This is a genomic window from Bradyrhizobium erythrophlei (assembly GCF_042430365.1).
GTDB lineage: Bacteria > Pseudomonadota > Alphaproteobacteria > Rhizobiales > Xanthobacteraceae > Bradyrhizobium > Bradyrhizobium erythrophlei.
In genome coordinates, this window is the sequence record NZ_JBHMET010000039.1 from 99303 (window position 1) to 117578 (window position 18276).

Here is an 18276-nt window from a genome sequence, read left to right on the forward strand (position 1 = left end):
CTCCTGTCATCCGCCGCGCTGATGTTCGCGCTTCAAGCGTCTAGTGATCTCGTCGTCGACAAGGTTATCAACGAGGTTCTCTAAGCTGCCACTCGCGCGAACGTCGTCTTGGAGTTTAATCAACCTATCGATCATCGCGTCGCCAGAGGCATATCCGACCGTACTTCCCAGCAGGCTTGGGTCGATTCCCCCTTTCTCGTAGTAGGAAGGCGGCAACTTAGCTTTTTGTTCGGCACTTAGCTTCGTCTCGTCTAGTCGCGGCCACCCGCTATGGTGCTTCCCAAATAGCCATCCGGTCCTCAGATACTTGTTGACGACAAAGTCGGGGCGACAAGCTAGGTCTTCGGCCACCCTCAGACGAAGATGGTCTATGTCGCTTTGAATGGATGGACGTTCATCGGTCGGATTTGCGGCCTTACCGCCGTTCACCTTAGGGGAAAGAAATCCTTGAACGATCCAAATCAACAATTTCAGGAGGACGGGTGCTCCCAAAGGGACGAGTAGAAAGAGCACAATAGAGAATGCGAGATGTTGCCTTGCATTGGTCGAGTAACTTGCTCGGTCCGCGTAAAGTGCGATTTGATATCCGAACCACGCGATCCACGGCACCGCAATCGTCAGATATGCCCGGGTGAGCCCCTTTCGGATGTTTACCGGCAATGCTCTCCAGCTAGATACCGCATGGTCTCTGACTATCAACCACACGACAGTCGGTAAGAGCGGCAGTATCAAGCAAAAAACCAATAAAGGCCCATAGTGCACACTGCCCGGCTGCTCAATGGCCACCAGTGCAAGCGCACACAGCCAGACGGGGGCTCCCAATATTAGGTACAATCGGAAATTCTTTCGCGCGACTACCAACCCCCGGTTTGCGATGATCTCCGCATTGGGAGGTTCCACACCCAGCCCCTTTCGCGGCCGAACACCGTGATTAATGCCGAGCATGATTTTCGCCTGCTCTATCGCGGGACGTAGCCCTTCTTTGGTCGCGGGGTCGAGCTGTGGGGCTTTTCCATCCGCGACGTCACGGCCCATTTGGTGCAGCTTTGCGAGATCAAAGTAATGATCCGTAAGGGCCAGCGACACCATTAGTTCGTCATCTGACTTTGGGCGCGATCCGCAGTTTTCACAGTTGGAGAACGCACCCCACTTAATAGCCCCGCAGTTGAAACACACGGCTTGCGTCATCAGCGTTTCTCTCAGAGGTAACGATGTTACCGAGCAGCGCTCAAATTTCTGAAGCGCTCCCGCGAACGTAATCATCTGCTTGACTGGTCAACCACCTGATGGCGCGCTTTCGATCCTTATTGTAGAATTGAACGACGGCGTAGAGCACGTATCCGGCGACCACAACGCTGGCCTCTCCAGCCGCGTATGCTGCCTTGCGGAGTTTGGCGAAAGCGACAAGAAACTCGTAATCCGTAGCTTGAATATGCATCATGTCATCTGAACATCGATGCCTGACAAAAAACAATTCCATCTCGCGTGAGTATCTCGTCTCCCCCGTCGTATTGTCGAGATCATCTTCTCTCGGATGCGTGGCTATAAACTCTTCTAGCTCCACAAAGTCCTCGAATTCAAAAGGCACATTCAATCTCACGAGGGTTATCTTTGCGTCTTTGTGCCAAAGCACCGCCTCTTCCTTCCCGCGGATGAAGCGTACACTACGTTTCGTAAACGGCGCCTCTGTCCCATCGTGCGGTACTTCGGTTGTCTTTTTCCATTTGTATTTCGGTGCCTGTCGGATCTTCGAATCGAAGGGATTAGGTTTACGCCCGGCAAGCTTTCGCAAAGCAATCGCGAGCGACAACTTCGCGATTGAGAAAACGATAAAGGCCCCCATCGCGATGGTCGCGTAGATCGGAAGAATCTTAAGTGGCTCGCTTATGAAGTCCGAATGAAATTTACTCAATCCATAACCCAGGAAGTAGACCGTGACGTTGGCTGCGGCGGCGATGGAAGTCCCAAGCAAGAGGGACCCCACCACTCCTCCCTTGGGAGACTCTCCAGCCCCAACCAACCGTGATAGCGGCCATACTAATTGACCAAAGCAGAGCCGCGACCACATCGAGACCCATGAGACCCCAACGCAGCGGCCATCCGAAATCTAGGATGAGAAAGAGAATCAAACCGATCTGCTTCATCTGAGGCCCTTGGGCTGAAAGCACCGTTCCCAGTCACTTTGTCTAATATATCGAGGTGAGTATTTTGGGCAATCGGGGTCCATTCTGGGGATGGACCTGCGAGACGTCTTGGCCGCCAATCTCCGCCGCCTGCGCAATGAAAAGGGGCTTGCGCAGGACGATCTCGCTTATGAGGCTGAAGTCAGCCGCAGCTATCTGAGCCAGCTTGAAAAGGGAGCGTTCTACGCTAGCCTGAAGATACTTGAGAAGCTTGCAAAGGCACTCAAGGTCGAGCCGTACGAACTAATTCTGCCGCCAAGCCGGAAGCGCCGCTGACTTTTGGCGTCGGCCTCTGCACTCACCGTCACCAGCGAAGCAGGATCGATCTCTCACCAAGACCGGCAATCCACTTGGTGCGGGTTCACATCGTCAAGGTACCTTGAACGACCTATAGGGTATTCTTGAGCGGCGGATACGGACTGGATAGCTGACCCTCGCCGATTTCAGTATCCGCCTGATCTTTGCCTCCGTGCCATTGGGAGCGGCTGGCCCTATAGCGATCTCAGCAATCGTGCCGGAGTCTTGAAGCGGCACATCATAGGGAATGTACGGAACCTTTTTGCCGTTTCTCTGTCGTTTCGATAGCTTACCTCTGAACTTGCTAACTTGCCCCAGAATCACAAGGCGCACCTCAGCCTCATGCTTATAGCCGTGGTGCTTGCACGTCAGTGCGTTCCAGATCAGGGGCGAGGCGATCACGGACCGCGCAAGCTGATTTAGGAACTCCATTCCGATTTCTTTGTATCGAAGGTGGCGCCGGGCGTACCGCAAGGCGGCGTCAAGAATTGAGCTTGCCTTATTGAACCCCTTCGCATGCCGGGCACGCGTCTGCGCGTCGACATATCGCACCGGACCGGCAAACGTGTTTCTTCGTGGGTCTCCGTGCTTCTTTTCGTTTGGTTGAAAAAGCTTCGATGAAAATCCGATCGCAACGCCGCGTCCATCGTCGGCATACGCTCTCCATTGGTGTAGATCATCCCGATTCTTACTAAAAGACGCGATGAAGAATGCGAGGGCTCGCCCGAAGTTTCGCTTCGTGAGCAAATCATCGATCCAGAGGAAGAGAAAAGCGTGAAATCCCCCTTTCTTAGCTCGCCTCGCCAGCATCGCCTTTGCAAGGCCAATCCCGTGCATCAATTCAGTCTCATCGTTTAGATGCCGGTAATCCGTGAACCAAATCTGTCCGCTCTTAAGGATGCCCTCGAAGCCTCGCAGATCAGTATAATGAAATAGTGGTTCTGCTATCTTGCTCCGGCTCTCGACGTTGCGAAAGTACCTATTAGACCAATCCTCATAGTCCTTGATGGCTCCTTCCAGTGTTTGCGGAAGCTCTACTGGCGGAAGCAACTCGCGTCGGGAATGCTTTGACTTTCTCACGGCGTGGTCAGCTCCTTTGAACCGACAAGGGTAACAATTATCTTGGATGATCCCTCTTGCGCCGCCTAGGGCTAACCCGCCAGGAACGGAAGTAAGCTCGCTTCCGCTCTACTCCTTCACTAGAAGATCGCTGATTGACTTCGCGGAAAGCAGTTTTGCCTTCGTCGTATAGCGCGGCCCCTGCATCGTTCCGGATGGCGCACTCCCGAAAGGAATCGGTCCAATTGGCTTTGCGGGTTCGGAAAATACGAGCCTGTACTTTCCATTTTCGCCGTAGGGCTCGATACGCTCAACAGGCGCAATATGCGTGATGGCTGATATTGGCTGCGTTTGATAAGCAGCAATGTACTTGATCTTTTGCAGCATCCCTCCGGAGATGCGAATTGCATGCCAGGCATTTTGGCCTATGAAGACCCTTTCAAAGCCTTCCTGTTGAGCTGGAACGATAACTGTATCTGGTTCATTGGGAAAAGTTGATGCGGTGGCATTTTCAACATGCGCCTTCGGAAGCGCGACGGCCTTCGGCTGTTCGAAGCAAGTTAATCCGATCAAAGGCAGGATTTGCAGCATTTCCCGCAAGAATGCTTGCGTATCGGCCCGCTCCGCTTCGGAAAGCTGAGGTGCCTGCGGTTCAACGCCATTTTCTAGATGGCTCTGGCCAATCTGTTGGGCACGCTGGATCAGCGCATATTCCAGCCATGTCGCATGAGCGCGGTTTAGGCCGCCAGTTGCGTTGGACACGAAGACCGCTGCCGAACCCCAGAAGTCCTTGCTGACGAAATGGCTGTCAATTCGGTTGCGAACTACATCACCCTGACCGATGTAAATGGTCGGCAAATCGTCGTCCGTGACGCGACCAATCAGGATGTAAACTCCGGAGCGCGAGAAGTCGGCACGGGTTTTGATCTTCGGCCAATCTTCGCGTGGGAACGCGATGCCGAGTCCGGTCCAGTTCATCCGGTCGATGATGCGCAGACCCTCTGGATTGCCGTCCGGAACGAAAATGCGAATTGTGAATGGATCAGCCACCGTTCCCCCCAGCCATTCCTCTTGATTGCGCAGGATAGTGGCGAACCGGCGGTCTCTCAAGGATGCGCATTCGCATCGTCCGAACAGCCCCCCGGCTTCCCGCCCTAACTAATGCAAGCACGATACAGCCAAGGCGCAACGTAGCTTCCTGCCCACATGCCGTGCGCAGCGTGTTCGGGATCGCGTCAACCGGTGAAGATGATCGGCCCCAAAATCGGAAAGCGGCTCACGGGTTGCGCGACCGCTTCAGCAAGGGCTCTTCGCAACGCTTCCGTCGTGAAGCTCTCTGTCACGGGATCGGTCCCCCTCGCTTGGGGGGCGCGTTCGTTCGCTGGTGTCAGGGCGAGGGCGGCGTTTGCCCTGGCTGCTAGGTAGGCGCCACGATAAAGCCAACTGATGGCTTGTGCCAAACAAAGGCGCTCCCATCCATCTGGCCCGCTCGCGGTTACCGCTAGTGCAGCTTCGATCGCCGCCACGGCTTCGGCCTTTTCGCGACCACGCTGAGCAAGGTGCTGTTCATCGTCAACTGGCATTGTGTCTCCTGAAAGACATTTGCTCTAAACTCGGTCGCCGCCCTTGCGCCGCATCCCTGCTCAGGTAGTTTCATCCGTTAGTTGTATGGGTCAAGCGATTTCGCAGGGCAGCCGGGAATGCTTCAGCACTTCGTGGTCATCAGCATATTCGAAACAGAGTTCTACGGCGAAGCGAGGCTTGGTCCACGGGACCCCGATCGGGCTCACCAATGGGTATCCCAAACCTTACGAAACGCCGGAGTGAGTCCCGGTCCAGCTCAAGACCCAATGTGGTATTTGATGCGGGAGGGGAAGATCATCGGATATGTGAAGGTCTTTCGAGAGGAAAGATACGCCCGCAATTGGTTTCGCGATCTAGCTGATCAAGGGAGCAGCATGAATTTTTGGGCGTTTTGGCGGGACGGCCAACCGCTTGCCCTTGTCGGAGGTGCAAACGCAAAGGACGCAAACCAGTTTGTTCGCCAGATGATGCTCTGTCGTGTAAGGGCATTTTCGGCACAAAGTGCCGCCGAAAATAGTTGGAAGAATTGGATTTCAGGACGCCTGACGGCACTGGAAATATTTCGCGATCGGCCACAGAAACCGGTGGAACGAGAACCGAGCCGCACGTCCACCGACGAGGTTTCGCGACGCCGCCGCGGAAGCGCGGTGGTCAGCGGCTGGAAGATCACGCGTGAGAACATCGGCGAAGGAAAACGGCCGAGCGAAGAACTGCGTCAGACTATCACGGTCACTGGCCTTGCCCCCTCGCAGCCTTCAGCGGTGCTGAGCGTAGTGTTCAAATTGACGAGCCATGGCCTTATCGGCGACCCTGATGACGAAGGGAGCGGCATACGATTCGATCGAAAGCTGAGTTTTCTTCTTCAGCCATTTTTCTTACCCCACGATGCAGATTTCGTGATGAGCTTGGCCGCCATCGATCAGTCCAGAGAGGAGAAATTCAGCGTGATCGCGTCTCCGTTGGATGGCGACACCTCCGTAATCAAGAAGTTCTACGGACCCACGGATGTTGCGACCTGCGTGGATATGCTCCGGCTCGGCAAAGAGCTACTCTTCACGATTGCCGATGAGACCGAAACCCTCGTCAAGTTGCCGTTGCCGAACGATGATCAGTTTAGGCGACTGGTGGATGAGGCTTGCGAGCGCCTAATGCGCGCGGAAATCACCTACTACATTATCAAACAGCAATCCCGCCGCTGACTGGTTATCGGCCAATCTGGCGGGCCTCGCCGTTTTCGTTTCCGGCGAGCGTAGCCAAATATAGTTCGCTACTCACTTGCCCCCTCCTGATTGCTAACGGCATCCTTACGCGAACAAGTAGAGCGCGACCAATGTCCAACGATTGCGTCATCTGCGGCAAGTGGCCTGAGCGCGACCGCTGGGCGCTGCGGGAAATGCTCGATACCTTGCCGCTAAGGGAAGAGCCGATATGCGACGAATGTGTTATGGCATGGTGGAAAAATTGCTTTGGGGAGCCGGAGCCCGACGACCCAGGCAAGCACTAGCCACGCCGTGGTAGCTAGATGGTAGCTATCAAGCTTTTGTTCGCTAGGAGATTTTCGCTAAGCCATTGATCTTAATGGCGCGCCCGGAACGATTCGAACGTCCGACCCTCAGATTCGTAGTCTGATGCTCTATCCAGCTGAGCTACGGGCGCATCTTCGCGGCAGGGCTTAAGCCCGGAGTGCATCCGAGAAGGCTCGGAAACATCGCGAAAGAGCGCTCTAGCTACAGGGTCCGGGTCCGGTTGGCAAGGTCCGCGACGCGGGTTCTGACCGGCGATTTTGACCGGAAAGAACGAAAATTGCGTCCGAAGCGACCGATTTTAGGTCATTGGCACGCGCCAGCTCGGAATCTCGCGCCACAAGCTCAGGGTTCCGGGTTCGGCGCGTACGCCGCTCCGGAATGACAGCAGCCCCTTACGCCCGCGCCCGCTCGTTGCGAATCGACTGCAATTCCACCGGACGGTCCGGGATCGAGATCCGGAAGGTGGCGCCGATGGTGCCCTCTACGAGGTGGATGGCACCGCCATGGGCGCGGATCAGCTCGGCGGCGATGGCAAGCCCCAGCCCGCTGCCGCCGGGGCGGCCCGAGGTCTGGAACGCCTGGAACAGGTGCTCGCGCGCCTTCGCCGGGACGCCCGGGCCGGTATCGGAGACCTCGATGATCGCAACCGTCCCCTCGCGGCGGCCGGTGATGCGGATCTGCATGCTGGAGGCGTCCGGCGACGGGTGGGTCTCGAGCGCCTGCGACGCGTTGCGCACGAGGTTGAGAAGCACGCGGAACAACTGATCGGGATCGGCATCGATGGTCAGCCCGCGCTCGATCGCGCTGATCCAGGTGATGGTGGCATCCGCGGCAAGGCCGGCGGACTCGCGCACCTCCGCCACCGCCGGCTCGACCAGGATCATGCGCCGCTCAGGCGCAGCCTCCTGCGCGCGGCCGTAGGACAGCGTCGACTGGCAGAAGTCGATGGCGCGCTCGAGCGAACGCAACAGCTTTGGCGCAAAGCGCTGCACCCGCGGATCGGGCACGCTGGCGAGCTGGTCCGACAATAGCTGCGAGGACGCCAACAGGTTGCGCAGATCATGGTTGATCTTGGAGACGGCAAGCCCGAGCGCGGCGAGGCGGCTCTTCTGATGCAGCATCGAGACGAGATCGCGCTGCATGTCCGACAGCTCGCGCTCGGCGACACCGATCTCGTCGCCGCGCTGGCTCGGCACGATGATTCGCGCGGCACTTTCCGGGTTTTCGTGGAAGCCGACCAGGTTCGCGGTCAGCCGCCGCATCGGCCGCACGAACAGATAATGCAAAGCGAGATAGACCAGGAGCGAGGTGATGCCCGCGATCAGGAGCGCGACCACCAGCACGTTGCGCGAGAAGCGGTACATCGCCCGCCGCAGCGGCTTTTCGTCGATCACCACCTCGATGAATTGCGCCTGGCCGGGCGCTGCACCGACCACGCGGATGGTCTGGTCGCCGCTCTCCAGCATGATCTCGAACGCATCGACGATCGCCGACCACACCGTCATGGTCCGCATGTCGACGTCATGGTCGATCGCGGCCGGCAGGTCGGCGCTGGCGAGCAGGCGGCGCTGCTGGCCGAGCTTGATGGCGACCGCGCGCGCCCCGATGCTGGTCAGGATCTGCCGCGACAGCGATTCCGGCACCATGCCCGAGGGCGCCGCATCCAGCACCAGCGCAGCGGTGTTGGCCGCGGCCAACCGATCGTTCAGGCGGTTGACGCGGAAGTTGGCGATCGCGGGCACGTAGATCAGCATCCCGGCGATCATCGCCAGGGGGATTGTCAGCAGCAGAAGCTTGCCGGACAGCCCCAGCCGAACGGACGGCTTGGGCCGTGGCTTCTGCAGATCAGCCTGATCGTCGGTCTCAGCCACAAGAAAGGCCTTGTTTGGCTCAAGGGGCTGGAAGATGCGGTCCGGCCCCCCGGCCGGTCAAATTACGGATCGCTAATGTCGGAGGTTCCCGCGGGCCGCCGCAAGGCACCCCCCTCATCGTCAAAAACCCCGCGAAAACAGATATATTCGCCCCAATTGCGACCTTTCAAAGAAGCCGGTTGCGGCCCCCTGTGACATTGACGAAAACGGGGCGCTCCCGTATAAGCCGCGCCAATTGTCCGCGATGGCCCGGTTCTTGACCGGGGGCGGCTCATTTGGGCCGCGCGCGGCTCATTGTGAGCCGGCCAGCATCACCGGACTTCATCTCAACGGACTTCATCTTAATCCAGGCAAATTGCCCGGTCAGCGGAGACTTACCCGTGAAGCGGACTTATCAACCCAGCAAACTGGTGCGCAAGCGCCGTCACGGCTTCCGCGCCCGTCTCGCCACGGCCGGCGGCCGCAAGGTCCTCGCCGCGCGCCGCGCGCGTGGCCGCAAGCGCCTGAGCGCCTGAGCCCGGACACGTCTCCTCCCGGAGGCTTTTATGGATCGGCTAAGGCAGCGGGCGGACTTCCTCGCCGTTGCCAATGGTGCGCGGGCGAACAGCGCAGCGTTTGTGCTGCAGGGACGCCGACGCGACGATGACGGCCCGATCCGCATCGGCTTCACCGTTACCAAGAAGAACGGCACCGCGACCGAGCGGAACCGCATCCGCCGCCGGCTTCGCGAGCTGGTGAAGCGAATCGACGTCATATCGATGCGACCGGACCATGATTATGTGCTAGTCGGCCGTCGTGACGCGCTGACCCGTGACTTTGCGACCATGCTTGACGATCTGCGCTCGGCGCTGCGCCGCCTCGACCGGGCGGCGCCGAATGCGCGTAATCCGAATGGAATGACGAGACCCTAAGAGATGTCCGACAACCGCAACACCATCCTCGCCGTCATTCTGTCCGGCCTCGTCCTGATCGCCTGGCAATATTTCTACAACGTCCCGCAGATGGAGAAGCAGCGCGCCGAGCAGCAGCGGCAGGCCGAGCTGCAGAAGCCGACCCCGCAGGCGACCCCGGGCCAGACCACCACGACGCCCGCCCCGTCCGCCGGCACCACCCCCGCAGCCACCCAGCCGGCCGCCGCGGGACCGATCGTCAGCCGCGACGCCGCGATATCGGCCACCCCGCGCATCAAAATCGATACGCCACGGCTCTCGGGCTCGATCTCGCTTAGGGGTGCCCGCATCGACGACCTCGCGCTGGTGCAGTATCGCGAGACGGTCGAGCCGGCCTCGCCGCCAATCGTGCTGTTCTCGCCGTCGCAGACCGCTGCCCCCTACTACGCCGAATTCGGCTGGGTGCCGGCGACCGGCTCGACTGCGCGCATCCCCGACCAGACCACGGTGTGGCAGCAGGAGGGCACCGGCAGCCTGACGCCGACCACCCCGGTGACGCTGAAATACGACAATGGCGACGGCCTCACCTTCCGCCGCACCATCGCGATCGACGACCACTACCTCTTCAGCATCAAGGACGAGGTCAGCAATGTCGGTACCGCGCCGGTCACGCTTTATCCTTTCGCGCTGATCTCGCGCCACGGCACCCCGCAGGTGTCCGGCTACTACATCCTGCATGAGGGCCTGATCGGCTATCTCGGCGACCAGGGCCTGCAGGAATACGCCTACAAGAAGATCGACGACGCCAAGTCGGTGAGCTTCAACGTCACCAATGGCTGGCTCGGCATGACCGACAAGTATTGGGCGACCGCGCTGTTGCCCGACACCACGGCCAAGCTTGCGGCGCGCTATCAGTCGAACGCGGTCGGCACCACCCACAACTACCAGACCGACTATCTGCAGGAGCCGCAGACGCTCGCGATCGGCGGCACGATCAGCGCCAATGCGCGGCTGTTCGCCGGCGCCAAGGAAGCCAGCGTCGTCGGCATCAACTTCCCGCTGGTCGGCTTCGGCGGCTACAACCGGCAGCTCGGCCTCAACCATTTCGACCTTTTGATCGACTGGGGCTGGTTCTACTTCATCACCAAGCCGATGTTCCTGGCGCTCGACTGGTTCTACCGCCTGTTCGGCAATTTCGGCGTCTCGATCCTGCTCGTGACGGTGATCGTGAAGCTCCTGTTCTTCCCGCTCGCCAACAAGTCCTACGCCTCGATGGCGAAGATGAAGTCGGTGCAGCCGCAGCTTCAGGCGCTCAAGGAGCGCTATCCCGACGACCGGGTGAAGCAGCAGCAGGAGATGATGGAGATCTACAAGAAGGAGAAGATCAACCCGATCGCGGGCTGTCTTCCGGTCGCGCTGCAGATCCCGGTGTTCTTCTCGCTCTACAAGGTCTTGTTCGTCACTATCGAAATGCGGCATGCGCCGTTCTTCGGCTGGATCAAGGACCTCTCGGCGCCCGATCCGACCAATCTGTTCAACCTGTTCGGCGTGATCCCGTTCGATCCCACGACGATCCCGGTGTTCGGTCATTACCTCTGGCTCGGCGTTTGGCCGATCATCATGGGCATCACGATGTGGTTCCAGATGAAGCTCAACCCGACGCCGCCGGATCCGACGCAGAAGATCATCTTCGACTGGATGCCGCTGATCTTCACCTTCATGCTGGCGGGCTTCCCGGCGGGTCTCGTGATCTACTGGGCCTGGAACAATTTGCTGTCGGTGCTGCAGCAGAGCTTCATCATGCGCCGCAACGGCGTGAAGGTGGAATTGTTCGACAATCTGAAGTCGACGTTCGCCAAAAAGGCGACGTAGCGCTTCCGGCGACAAGCTCTCTCATTCGTCATGCCCGGCCTTGTGCCGGGCATGAACGTATCGGAGGCTGGCAAGCGAGCCGCAAAACGTGGGACACCGCCGCGCATGAACACCGAACCCGATCCGGAGCTGATCGAGCAGGGACGCAAGCTGTTCGCCAGCGACTGGCGCTTCATCTGGGCCTCGCCCTCGATCGAGACGCTGCCGCCGATGGCCGGGCTTGAGGTCGCCTTTGCCGGCCGCTCCAATGTCGGCAAGTCGAGCCTCATCAACGCGCTGACCGGCCGCGGCAATCTGGCGCGGACCTCGCACACGCCGGGCCGCACCCAGGAACTGATCTTCTTCGAAGGTCCGGAGAAGGCGGGCGTCCGCCTCGTCGACATGCCCGGCTACGGCTACGCCTCCGCGCCGAAGGCCAAGGTGGCGTCGTGGACGACGCTGATCCACAAATTCCTGCTCGGCCGCGCCACGCTGGCGCGGGTCTATGTGCTGATCGACGCCCGCCACGGCATCAAGGATGTCGATCTCGACGTGCTGAAGACGCTGGATAAATCCGCGGTCAGCTACCAGGTGGTGCTGACCAAGGCGGATCAGGTCAAGCCGGGGGCACTCAAAACCATGATCGCCGACACCACGGCCGCGCTCGCAAAGCACCCGGCGGCGTTTCCCGAGGTGCTGGTCACCTCGTCGCGCACCGGCGACGGCATGCCCGAGCTGCGCGCCGCGATGGTGCGCCTGATCGAAGAGCGCCGCTGATGAACGGGCCCTCTCGCCTCCTGATCGGCCTTGCCGCGCTGATGGGCGCCTGCGGCGTGATGCTGGCCGCGGCGGCCGCGCACCTCGCGGACGCGTCGCGGCTGTCAGCCGCCTCCTCTATGCTGTTGTTTCACGCCACCGCCGTGCTCGCGACCGTTGCGCTCGCGGACCGCGCCATGGTGCACGCGCGGATCGGCATTGCGGCCGCCGTCGGATTTGTCGTCGCCGCATCATTGTTCGCCGGCGATCTCAGCCTGCGCCAATATGCCGGGCATGGCCTGTTCCCGATGGCCGCGCCGACAGGCGGAACGCTGCTGATCCTGAGCTGGCTCGTGTTGGCGATCGCTGCGGTGTGGCCGAGGCGCTGATCCGTAGCCCGGATGGAGCGAAAGCGAAATCCGGGGCCAGAGCCCGAGGGAGGATACCCGGATTGCGCTTCGCTCCATCCGGGCTACGAATATCAACGTATAGCTGCCCCACTTTGCGCCCTGCCCGGCAATCAGATAGAACCCCGCCCGACCCTCCGCTGATGACGAGACCCGCCCCATGACCGACCAGCAGATCAGCCCGCTCGATCAGGCCCGTATCCTGTCCGAGGCGCTGCCGCATATGCAGGAATATGACGAAGAAACCATCGTCATCAAATATGGCGGCCACGCCATGGGCGCCGAGGACACCGCGAAGGCGTTCGCGCGCGACATCGTGCTGCTCGAGCAGACCGCGATCAATCCGGTGGTCGTGCACGGCGGCGGGCCGCAGATCGCGACCATGCTCAAGCGCCTCGGCATCCAGTCGGAATTCGCGGCCGGCCTGCGCATCACCGATGCCGCGACGATCGAAATCGTCGAGATGGTGCTGGCGGGCTCGGTCAACAAGCAGCTGGTCGGCTACATCAACGAGGCCGGCGGCAAGGCCGTTGGCCTCTCCGGCAAGGACGGCAACATGGTGAAGGCGTCGAAGACGACGCGCACCATGGTCGACCCGGATTCCAACATCGAGAAGGCGATCGACCTCGGCTTCGTCGGCGATCCCGAGAAGGTCGATCTCACTTTGCTCAACCAGCTGATCGGCTACGAGCTGATCCCGGTGCTGGCGCCGCTGGCGACCTCGCAGGACGGACAGACCCTGAACGTCAATGCCGACACCTTTGCCGGCGCGATCGCAGGCGCGCTGAAGGCAAAGCGCCTGCTGCTGCTGACCGACGTGCCCGGCGTGCTCGACAAGTCCAAGAAGCTGATTCCGGATCTGTCGATCAAGGACGCCCGCAAGCTGATCGCCGACGGCACGATTTCGGGCGGCATGATCCCGAAGGTCGAGACCTGCATCTACGCGCTCGAACAGGGCGTGCAGGGTGTCGTGATCATCGACGGCAAGATGCAGCACGCCGTGCTGCTGGAACTCTTCACCAACCAGGGCACGGGCACGCTGATCCACAAGTGATGCGAGACGCGGCAGCGCGAATGAAGGCCGTCATCGCCAGGCTCTGGGCCAGAGGGCCCCGCAGACCGCCGCTGGTGCGGCTCCTGATGGCGCTGCCGGCGGCCAGTGTGTCGGTGCTGTTCTCGTCGGCGCCGGCCCACGCCGATCTGAAGATCTGCAATCGCATGAGCTATGTCGTCCAGGCCGCGATCGGCATCGACGACAAGGCCGCGACCGCGACGCGCGGCTGGTTCAGGATCGATCCCGCCACCTGCCGCGTGGTCGTGCAGGGCGCGCTGACCGCCGATCGCGTGCTGCTGAACGCGCACGCGCTCAGCGTCTACGGCTCATCGCCGATCCCGCAGAGCGGCACCGACACGCTCTGCGTCGCGGAGGAGAATTTCGTGATCGCGGCGGCGCGCCAGTGCCGCTCCGGCCAGGCACCGGCGCAGTTCACCCAGATCACACCGACCCAGACCGACGACGGCAACCTCGTCGCCTATCTCGCCGAGGATTCGGAATATGACGACGAGCAGGCGCGGTTCGCCGGCATCCAGCGCCTGCTGGTGATCGCCGGCTACGATGCCGCGCCGATCGACGGCGTCGACGGGCCGAAGACGCAGGCCGCGCTGTCGGCGTTCCTCAAGAGCCGCGGGCTTTCGAACGACGCGATGCAGTCGCCGAATTTCTTCGCCACCATGGTCGACGCCGTGCAGAAGCCGTCCTCGTCGGGGATCACCTGGTGCAACGACACGCCGCATAAGGTCATGGCCGCGGTCGCAACCGACGACGGCAAGTCGGTGACCAGCCGCGGCTGGTACCGCATCGACCCCGGCAAGTGCCTGCATCCCGACGTCGCGGGGCAGCCAAAGCAGATCTTCTCCTTTGCGGAGGCGGTCGATGGCGACAATCGCACCATCAAGATCAAGGACAAGCCGCTGAACTGGGGCGGCGCGACCCAGCTTTGCACCCGCGAGAGCAAGTTCGAGATCAACGACCAGGGCGACTGCGCCACCCGCGGCCTCGCCGCGATCGGCTTCGCGCCGGTCGACATGACCAGCGGCGGCAAAACGCTGCGCTTTGCGGTGCCGTGATGACGAGAGCGGCGCCACATACATCACTGTCGTCCTGGCGAAAGCCAGGACCCATAGCCACAGGGTTGCGTTTGGCGAAGAACGACGACGATCGTGCCTCATTGATAGATTCCGCGGTATGGGTCCTGGCTTTCGCCAGGACGACGGCGGAGGGGCCGGTGACACTTGCGCAGACGGGTGGAGAGGCGCCATGAAAACTCCCCGCAGCTTCGATCATGTCGACACCTGGGTGTTCGACCTCGACAACACGCTGTACCCGCACCACGTCAATCTGTGGCAGCAGGTCGATGCGCGGATCGGCGAGTTCGTCAGCAGCTGGCTGAAGGTCTCGCCGGAGGAAGCGCGGCGGATCCAGAAGGACTATTACCTGCGCTACGGCACCACCATGCGCGGCATGATGACCGAGCACGGCGTGCGTGCCGACGACTACCTCGCCTATGTGCACAAGATCGACCACTCGCCGCTCGAGCCGAACCCGGCGATGGGGGCGGCGATTGCACGGCTCCCGGGGCGCAAGCTGATCCTGACCAACGGCTCGACCGACCATGTCGATGCCGTGCTCGGCCGGCTCGGCATCGGTGAACACTTCGAAGGGGTGTTCGACATCATCGCCGCCGATCTCGAGCCGAAGCCGGCGCCGCAGACCTACCAGAAGTTCTTGACGCTGCACGACGTCGACCCGACCAGGGCCACGATGTTCGAAGACCTCGCGCGCAACCTGGTGGTGCCGCATCAGCTCGGCATGACCACCGTGCTTGTCGTGCCCGACGGCAGCCAGGAGGTGGTGCGCGAGGACTGGGAGCTGGAAGGCCGCGACGCCGCTTACGTCGATCATGTCACTGATGATCTGACGGGGTTCTTGCAGAAGCTCGCCACTGGCTGAGCCCTCGCCGCGACGCAGGAGCGACCGTGCCGCAAACGCCCACAGATTTGCCCGCGATCGAATGGGACGATCTGCGCTATTTCCTGAGCCTGGTTCGCGAGAAGAGCCTGTCGGCGGCGGCGCGGAAGCTCGGCACGACGCAGCCGACGATGAGCCGACGGCTCGAGCAGTTCGAAAAGAAGCTTGGCGCGGTCCTGTTCCAGCGCCTGCCATCCGGCCTCGCGCTCACCGAAACCGGACGGCAGATTCTCGATCATGCCGAAAGGATGGAAGACGCGGCGCTCGCCGCGCAGCGGATCGCGGTCGGCAGCAGCGCCGGTCTCACCGGAACCGTCCGCGTGACCTCGGCCGAATGGCTGGGAGCACGGGTGCTGTCGCCGCTGCTGGCGAAGTTCTGCGCGGTTCACCCGGCCGTCACGATCGAGCTTGTCACAGACGCCGAGGCGCTGAGCCTGACGCGGCGCGAGGTCGACGTCGCCTTGCGCTTCGGCCGCTTCCAGCAGGACGGCCTGATGCAGCGCAAGATCGGCAACATCCCGTTCGCCCTTTACGCCGCCGCGGCCTACCTCAAGGCAAAGGGGAAGCCTGATTTTTCGCGCGGCGGCGCGGGGGCTGCGCTGATCACCATGAATGCGGCGCTCGCCGACGGCGTTGCGGAGACCAAGTGGTTGCGGCGCCACCTGCCCCAGACGCATATCGGATTCCGCAGCAACAGCCGCGACGGCCAGGCGGCGGCGGCCGCCGCCGGCATGGGCCTGGTGTGCCTCCCTATTCACCTTGCCTCGGCCTATCCCGGGCTTCGCGCGATCGAGACGCCGACACCGGTCCCGAGCCGCGAAGTGTGGCTCGGATTTCATCGCGACAGCGGCAAGCTCCCGCGCGTCCGCAACCTGGTCGACTTCATCGTCGGCGAATTTCATCCCTTCGCCTGACGCTTAGGCTCGCCGTATGGGGGGCATACGCCGGTAGCCGATGGCTTGGCGACATCAGCGCATCTATCTCGACCCCGAACGACCCACGCTGTTCGAGGAGAAAGACGATGATGATGGATTGGAAGGCCTACCGGAACGACCCCTTGGCACGGATCGGCGACATCGGCACGCTGAGCCCCGAGACATTGAAGGGCTATCGCGGACTGAGCGCGGCAGGCAGTCAAACCGGCCAGCTCGACGACAAGACGCGCGAGTTGATCGCGCTGGCCGCCGCCGTAACCGCCCGCTGTGACGGCTGTATCGCGGTTCATGCGGACGCTGCGGCGCGTCACGGTGCAAGCCGCGAGGAGCTGGCGGAGGCGCTCGGTGTTGCGATCGCGATCGGCGCCGGCGCGTCGCTGGTCTACTCCGCGCGAACGCTCGAGGCGTTCGATGCGAGCCGGGCGCCGAAGCCGAGCGAAGGCTGATCCGATGACGGATACATTGCAGCCCGTTGCGTTCTCCGCGTGCGGCCCGGCCGCGGCCTCCTTTCAACGGTCGGTCACCACATCGCTGACGACAGAGGATGTGGTGGTCCGCCTGAAGCAGGCCATCGCTGCCGCCGATCTCTGGGTGCTGCACGAGATCAACCCGCAGATGCTGCTCAATCGCGGCGGTTACGCGATCGGTCCCGCGCGCCAGGTGCTGTTCTTCCATCCGCGGCTGATGTCGCGCCTGTTGGCCGCGGACACCGCGGCGCTGCTGGAGGCGCCGCTGAAATTCGCCGTGATCGGCTTTCCCGACGGCAAGACCGAGCTGCGATGGATCGACCCGCGCCAGGCGTTCGCGCGCTACGGCTCGCCCGATCTGACCGAGCTCGGCAACGAGCTCGCCGGCATCTGTGAGGATATCGCCGCCAGCATCGATCCGAAGGCCCCGTCAAAATAACAGTCCGCCATGTCCCGGGCGCATCCAAACGCCCCGGGACATGGCCGACAGCGTTCTTGACTCTCCCGCCCCAAATCCCGAAAAAGCGATCCAAATCCCCCGCAAATTCTGCCCAAGGATCGCCAAATGTCCCTGTCCGCCCTCGAATCCACCGTCAACGCCGCCTTCGACGCTCGCGACGGCATTTCGACATCGACCAAGGGCGAGGTCCGCGAGGCCGTCGATCATGCACTCGAGCTGCTCGACAAGGGCGAAGCGCGCGTCGCCGAGCGCGAGGCGAGCGGCAAGTGGAAGGTCAATCAGTGGCTGAAGAAGGCAGTGCTGCTGTCGTTCCGTCTCAACGACATGGGCCAGATTCCCGGCGGCCCGGGCAAGGCGTCGTGGTGGGACAAGGTGCCCTCCAAGTTCGAGGGCTGGGGCGAGAACCGTTTCCGCGATGCCGGCTTTCGCGCGGTGCCCGGCGCGATCGTCCGCCGCTCGGCCTTCATCGCCAAGAACGTCGTGCTGATGCCCTCCTTCGTCAATCTCGGCGCCTATGTCGATGAAGCGACCATGATCGATACCTGGTCGACCGTCGGCTCCTGCGCCCAGATCGGCAAGCGCGTGCACATCTCCGGCGGCGTCGGCATCGGCGGCGTGCTGGAGCCGCTGCAGGCCGAGCCCGTGATCGTCGAGGACGATTGCTTTATCGGCGCGCGCTCGGAGGTCGCCGAGGGCGTGATCGTGCGCAAGGGCGCGGTGCTGGCGATGGGCGTGTTCCTCGGCGCTTCAACCAAGATCGTCGACCGCGAGACCGGTGAGACCTTCATCGGCGAGGTCCCGGAATATTCCGTCGTCGTGCCCGGCACGCTGCCCGGCAAGCCGCTGAAGAACGGCCAGCCTGGCCCGAACACCGCCTGCGCCGTGATCGTCAAGCGCGTCGACGAGCGCACCCGCGCCAAGACCAGCATCAACGAGCTGCTGCGGGACTGATCCGCCTCCAC

General features: G+C 61.7%; 20 protein-coding genes and 1 tRNA gene. 14 read left to right on the forward strand and 7 right to left on the reverse strand.

Annotated features, from left to right (window positions below):
• Positions 1 to 6: 6 nt before the first annotated feature.
• Both ACFFWD_RS06575 and ACFFWD_RS06580 read right to left on the reverse strand, forming a co-directional pair.
• On the reverse strand, positions 7 to 1188 hold the full coding sequence (locus ACFFWD_RS06575; RefSeq protein ID WP_376962664.1) for a hypothetical protein: 1182 nt from the start codon (positions 1186 to 1188) through the stop codon (positions 7 to 9).
• 40 nt (positions 1189 to 1228) lie between these two features.
• Positions 1229 to 1972: a hypothetical protein gene (locus ACFFWD_RS06580; RefSeq protein ID WP_376962666.1), complete on the reverse strand. Its 744-nt coding sequence runs from the start codon at positions 1970 to 1972 to the stop codon at positions 1229 to 1231.
• Positions 1973 to 2252: 280 nt separating this feature from the next.
• On the opposite strand from ACFFWD_RS06580, the gene ACFFWD_RS06585 reads away from it, so the two are divergent.
• Complete coding sequence (locus ACFFWD_RS06585) at positions 2253 to 2459, forward strand: helix-turn-helix domain-containing protein (RefSeq protein WP_376962668.1); 207 nt, start codon at positions 2253 to 2255, stop codon at positions 2457 to 2459.
• Positions 2460 to 2552: 93 nt separating this feature from the next.
• Here ACFFWD_RS06585 and ACFFWD_RS06590 read toward each other — a convergent pair whose 3' ends face one another.
• From ACFFWD_RS06590 to ACFFWD_RS06600, 3 genes are all read right to left on the reverse strand, one after another.
• A complete protein-coding gene (locus ACFFWD_RS06590) occupies positions 2553 to 3560 on the reverse strand; it encodes a DUF2971 domain-containing protein (protein WP_376962669.1) in 1008 nt (335 codons plus the stop codon).
• Between the two features lie 108 nt (positions 3561 to 3668).
• Positions 3669 to 4589: a GIY-YIG nuclease family protein gene (locus ACFFWD_RS06595; RefSeq protein WP_376962670.1), complete on the reverse strand. Its 921-nt coding sequence runs from the start codon at positions 4587 to 4589 to the stop codon at positions 3669 to 3671.
• A gap of 185 nt (positions 4590 to 4774) precedes the next feature.
• The gene (locus ACFFWD_RS06600; protein WP_376962671.1) at positions 4775 to 5122 is read right to left on the reverse strand and encodes a hypothetical protein; all 348 of its coding nucleotides are present in this window, start codon (positions 5120 to 5122) and stop codon (positions 4775 to 4777) included.
• Positions 5123 to 5389: 267 nt separating this feature from the next.
• Here ACFFWD_RS06600 and ACFFWD_RS06605 point away from each other — a divergent pair, with 267 nt between their 5' ends.
• Entirely contained in the window at positions 5390 to 6322 is a 933-nt protein-coding gene (locus ACFFWD_RS06605; protein WP_376962672.1) for a hypothetical protein, read from the forward strand.
• 380 nt (positions 6323 to 6702) lie between these two features.
• Here ACFFWD_RS06605 and ACFFWD_RS06610 read toward each other — a convergent pair.
• A tRNA-Arg gene (locus tag ACFFWD_RS06610) sits at positions 6703 to 6779 on the reverse strand.
• Positions 6780 to 7041: 262 nt separating this feature from the next.
• Positions 7042 to 8520 carry a sensor histidine kinase gene (locus ACFFWD_RS06615; protein WP_376962673.1) on the reverse strand — a complete coding sequence of 493 codons (1479 nt, stop codon included), beginning with the start codon at positions 8518 to 8520 and terminating at the stop codon, positions 7042 to 7044.
• A 380-nt stretch (positions 8521 to 8900) separates the two neighbouring features.
• Between ACFFWD_RS06615 and rpmH the strand changes: the two genes are divergently transcribed.
• The 12 genes from rpmH to dapD all read left to right on the forward strand — a co-directional run bounded on the left by rpmH (position 8901) and on the right by dapD (position 18265).
• Positions 8901 to 9035, forward strand: a complete 135-nt coding sequence (rpmH, locus tag ACFFWD_RS06620; RefSeq protein WP_008542748.1) for a 50S ribosomal protein L34 — start codon at positions 8901 to 8903, stop codon at positions 9033 to 9035.
• A 30-nt stretch (positions 9036 to 9065) separates the two neighbouring features.
• Positions 9066 to 9431, forward strand: coding sequence for a ribonuclease P protein component (rnpA, locus tag ACFFWD_RS06625; protein ID WP_376962674.1), 366 nt, complete (start codon positions 9066 to 9068; stop codon positions 9429 to 9431).
• Between the two features lie 3 nt (positions 9432 to 9434).
• Complete coding sequence (yidC, locus tag ACFFWD_RS06630; RefSeq protein WP_376962676.1) at positions 9435 to 11282, forward strand: membrane protein insertase YidC; 1848 nt, start codon at positions 9435 to 9437, stop codon at positions 11280 to 11282.
• A 105-nt stretch (positions 11283 to 11387) separates the two neighbouring features.
• A complete protein-coding gene (gene yihA / locus ACFFWD_RS06635; RefSeq protein WP_376962678.1) occupies positions 11388 to 12038 on the forward strand; it encodes a ribosome biogenesis GTP-binding protein YihA/YsxC in 651 nt (216 codons plus the stop codon).
• Complete coding sequence (locus tag ACFFWD_RS06640; RefSeq protein WP_376962680.1) at positions 12038 to 12406, forward strand: DUF423 domain-containing protein; 369 nt, start codon at positions 12038 to 12040, stop codon at positions 12404 to 12406. Before yihA ends, ACFFWD_RS06640 begins: the two co-directional genes overlap by 1 nt.
• A gap of 178 nt (positions 12407 to 12584) precedes the next feature.
• On the forward strand, positions 12585 to 13478 hold the full coding sequence (gene argB, locus ACFFWD_RS06645) for an acetylglutamate kinase (protein ID WP_376962682.1): 894 nt from the start codon (positions 12585 to 12587) through the stop codon (positions 13476 to 13478).
• Positions 13479 to 13564: 86 nt separating this feature from the next.
• Positions 13565 to 14551, forward strand: coding sequence for a DUF1036 domain-containing protein (locus ACFFWD_RS06650; protein ID WP_376962771.1), 987 nt, complete (start codon positions 13565 to 13567; stop codon positions 14549 to 14551).
• 190 nt (positions 14552 to 14741) lie between these two features.
• Positions 14742 to 15434 (forward strand): pyrimidine 5'-nucleotidase, encoded by a 693-nt coding sequence (locus ACFFWD_RS06655; protein WP_376962684.1) that lies wholly within the window; start codon positions 14742 to 14744, stop codon positions 15432 to 15434.
• Positions 15435 to 15460: 26 nt separating this feature from the next.
• Complete coding sequence (locus tag ACFFWD_RS06660; protein WP_376962686.1) at positions 15461 to 16366, forward strand: LysR family transcriptional regulator; 906 nt, start codon at positions 15461 to 15463, stop codon at positions 16364 to 16366.
• 110 nt (positions 16367 to 16476) lie between these two features.
• A complete protein-coding gene (locus ACFFWD_RS06665; RefSeq protein WP_376962773.1) occupies positions 16477 to 16833 on the forward strand; it encodes a carboxymuconolactone decarboxylase family protein in 357 nt (118 codons plus the stop codon).
• A 4-nt stretch (positions 16834 to 16837) separates the two neighbouring features.
• Positions 16838 to 17293, forward strand: coding sequence for a DUF302 domain-containing protein (locus ACFFWD_RS06670; protein ID WP_376962687.1), 456 nt, complete (start codon positions 16838 to 16840; stop codon positions 17291 to 17293).
• 126 nt (positions 17294 to 17419) lie between these two features.
• Entirely contained in the window at positions 17420 to 18265 is an 846-nt protein-coding gene (gene dapD / locus ACFFWD_RS06675) for a 2,3,4,5-tetrahydropyridine-2,6-dicarboxylate N-succinyltransferase (RefSeq protein ID WP_376962689.1), read from the forward strand.
• Positions 18266 to 18276 lie beyond the last annotated feature (11 nt).

Coding starts and splice junctions, on each gene's coding strand:
- ACFFWD_RS06575 (WP_376962664.1), bottom strand. CDS start 1,188: ATGACGCAAGCCGTGTGTTTCAACTGCGGGGCTATTAAGTGGGGTGCG.
- ACFFWD_RS06600 (WP_376962671.1), bottom strand. CDS start 5,122: ATGCCAGTTGACGATGAACAGCACCTTGCTCAGCGTGGTCGCGAAAAG.
- ACFFWD_RS06605 (WP_376962672.1), top strand. CDS start 5,390: ATGTGGTATTTGATGCGGGAGGGGAAGATCATCGGATATGTGAAGGTC.
- rnpA (WP_376962674.1), top strand. CDS start 9,066: ATGGATCGGCTAAGGCAGCGGGCGGACTTCCTCGCCGTTGCCAATGGT.
- yidC (WP_376962676.1), top strand. CDS start 9,435: ATGTCCGACAACCGCAACACCATCCTCGCCGTCATTCTGTCCGGCCTC.
- yihA (WP_376962678.1), top strand. CDS start 11,388: ATGAACACCGAACCCGATCCGGAGCTGATCGAGCAGGGACGCAAGCTG.
- ACFFWD_RS06640 (WP_376962680.1), top strand. CDS start 12,038: ATGAACGGGCCCTCTCGCCTCCTGATCGGCCTTGCCGCGCTGATGGGC.
- argB (WP_376962682.1), top strand. CDS start 12,585: ATGACCGACCAGCAGATCAGCCCGCTCGATCAGGCCCGTATCCTGTCC.
- ACFFWD_RS06650 (WP_376962771.1), top strand. CDS start 13,565: ATGGCGCTGCCGGCGGCCAGTGTGTCGGTGCTGTTCTCGTCGGCGCCG.
- ACFFWD_RS06655 (WP_376962684.1), top strand. CDS start 14,742: ATGAAAACTCCCCGCAGCTTCGATCATGTCGACACCTGGGTGTTCGAC.
- ACFFWD_RS06665 (WP_376962773.1), top strand. CDS start 16,477: ATGATGGATTGGAAGGCCTACCGGAACGACCCCTTGGCACGGATCGGC.
- ACFFWD_RS06670 (WP_376962687.1), top strand. CDS start 16,838: ATGACGGATACATTGCAGCCCGTTGCGTTCTCCGCGTGCGGCCCGGCC.
- dapD (WP_376962689.1), top strand. CDS start 17,420: ATGTCCCTGTCCGCCCTCGAATCCACCGTCAACGCCGCCTTCGACGCT.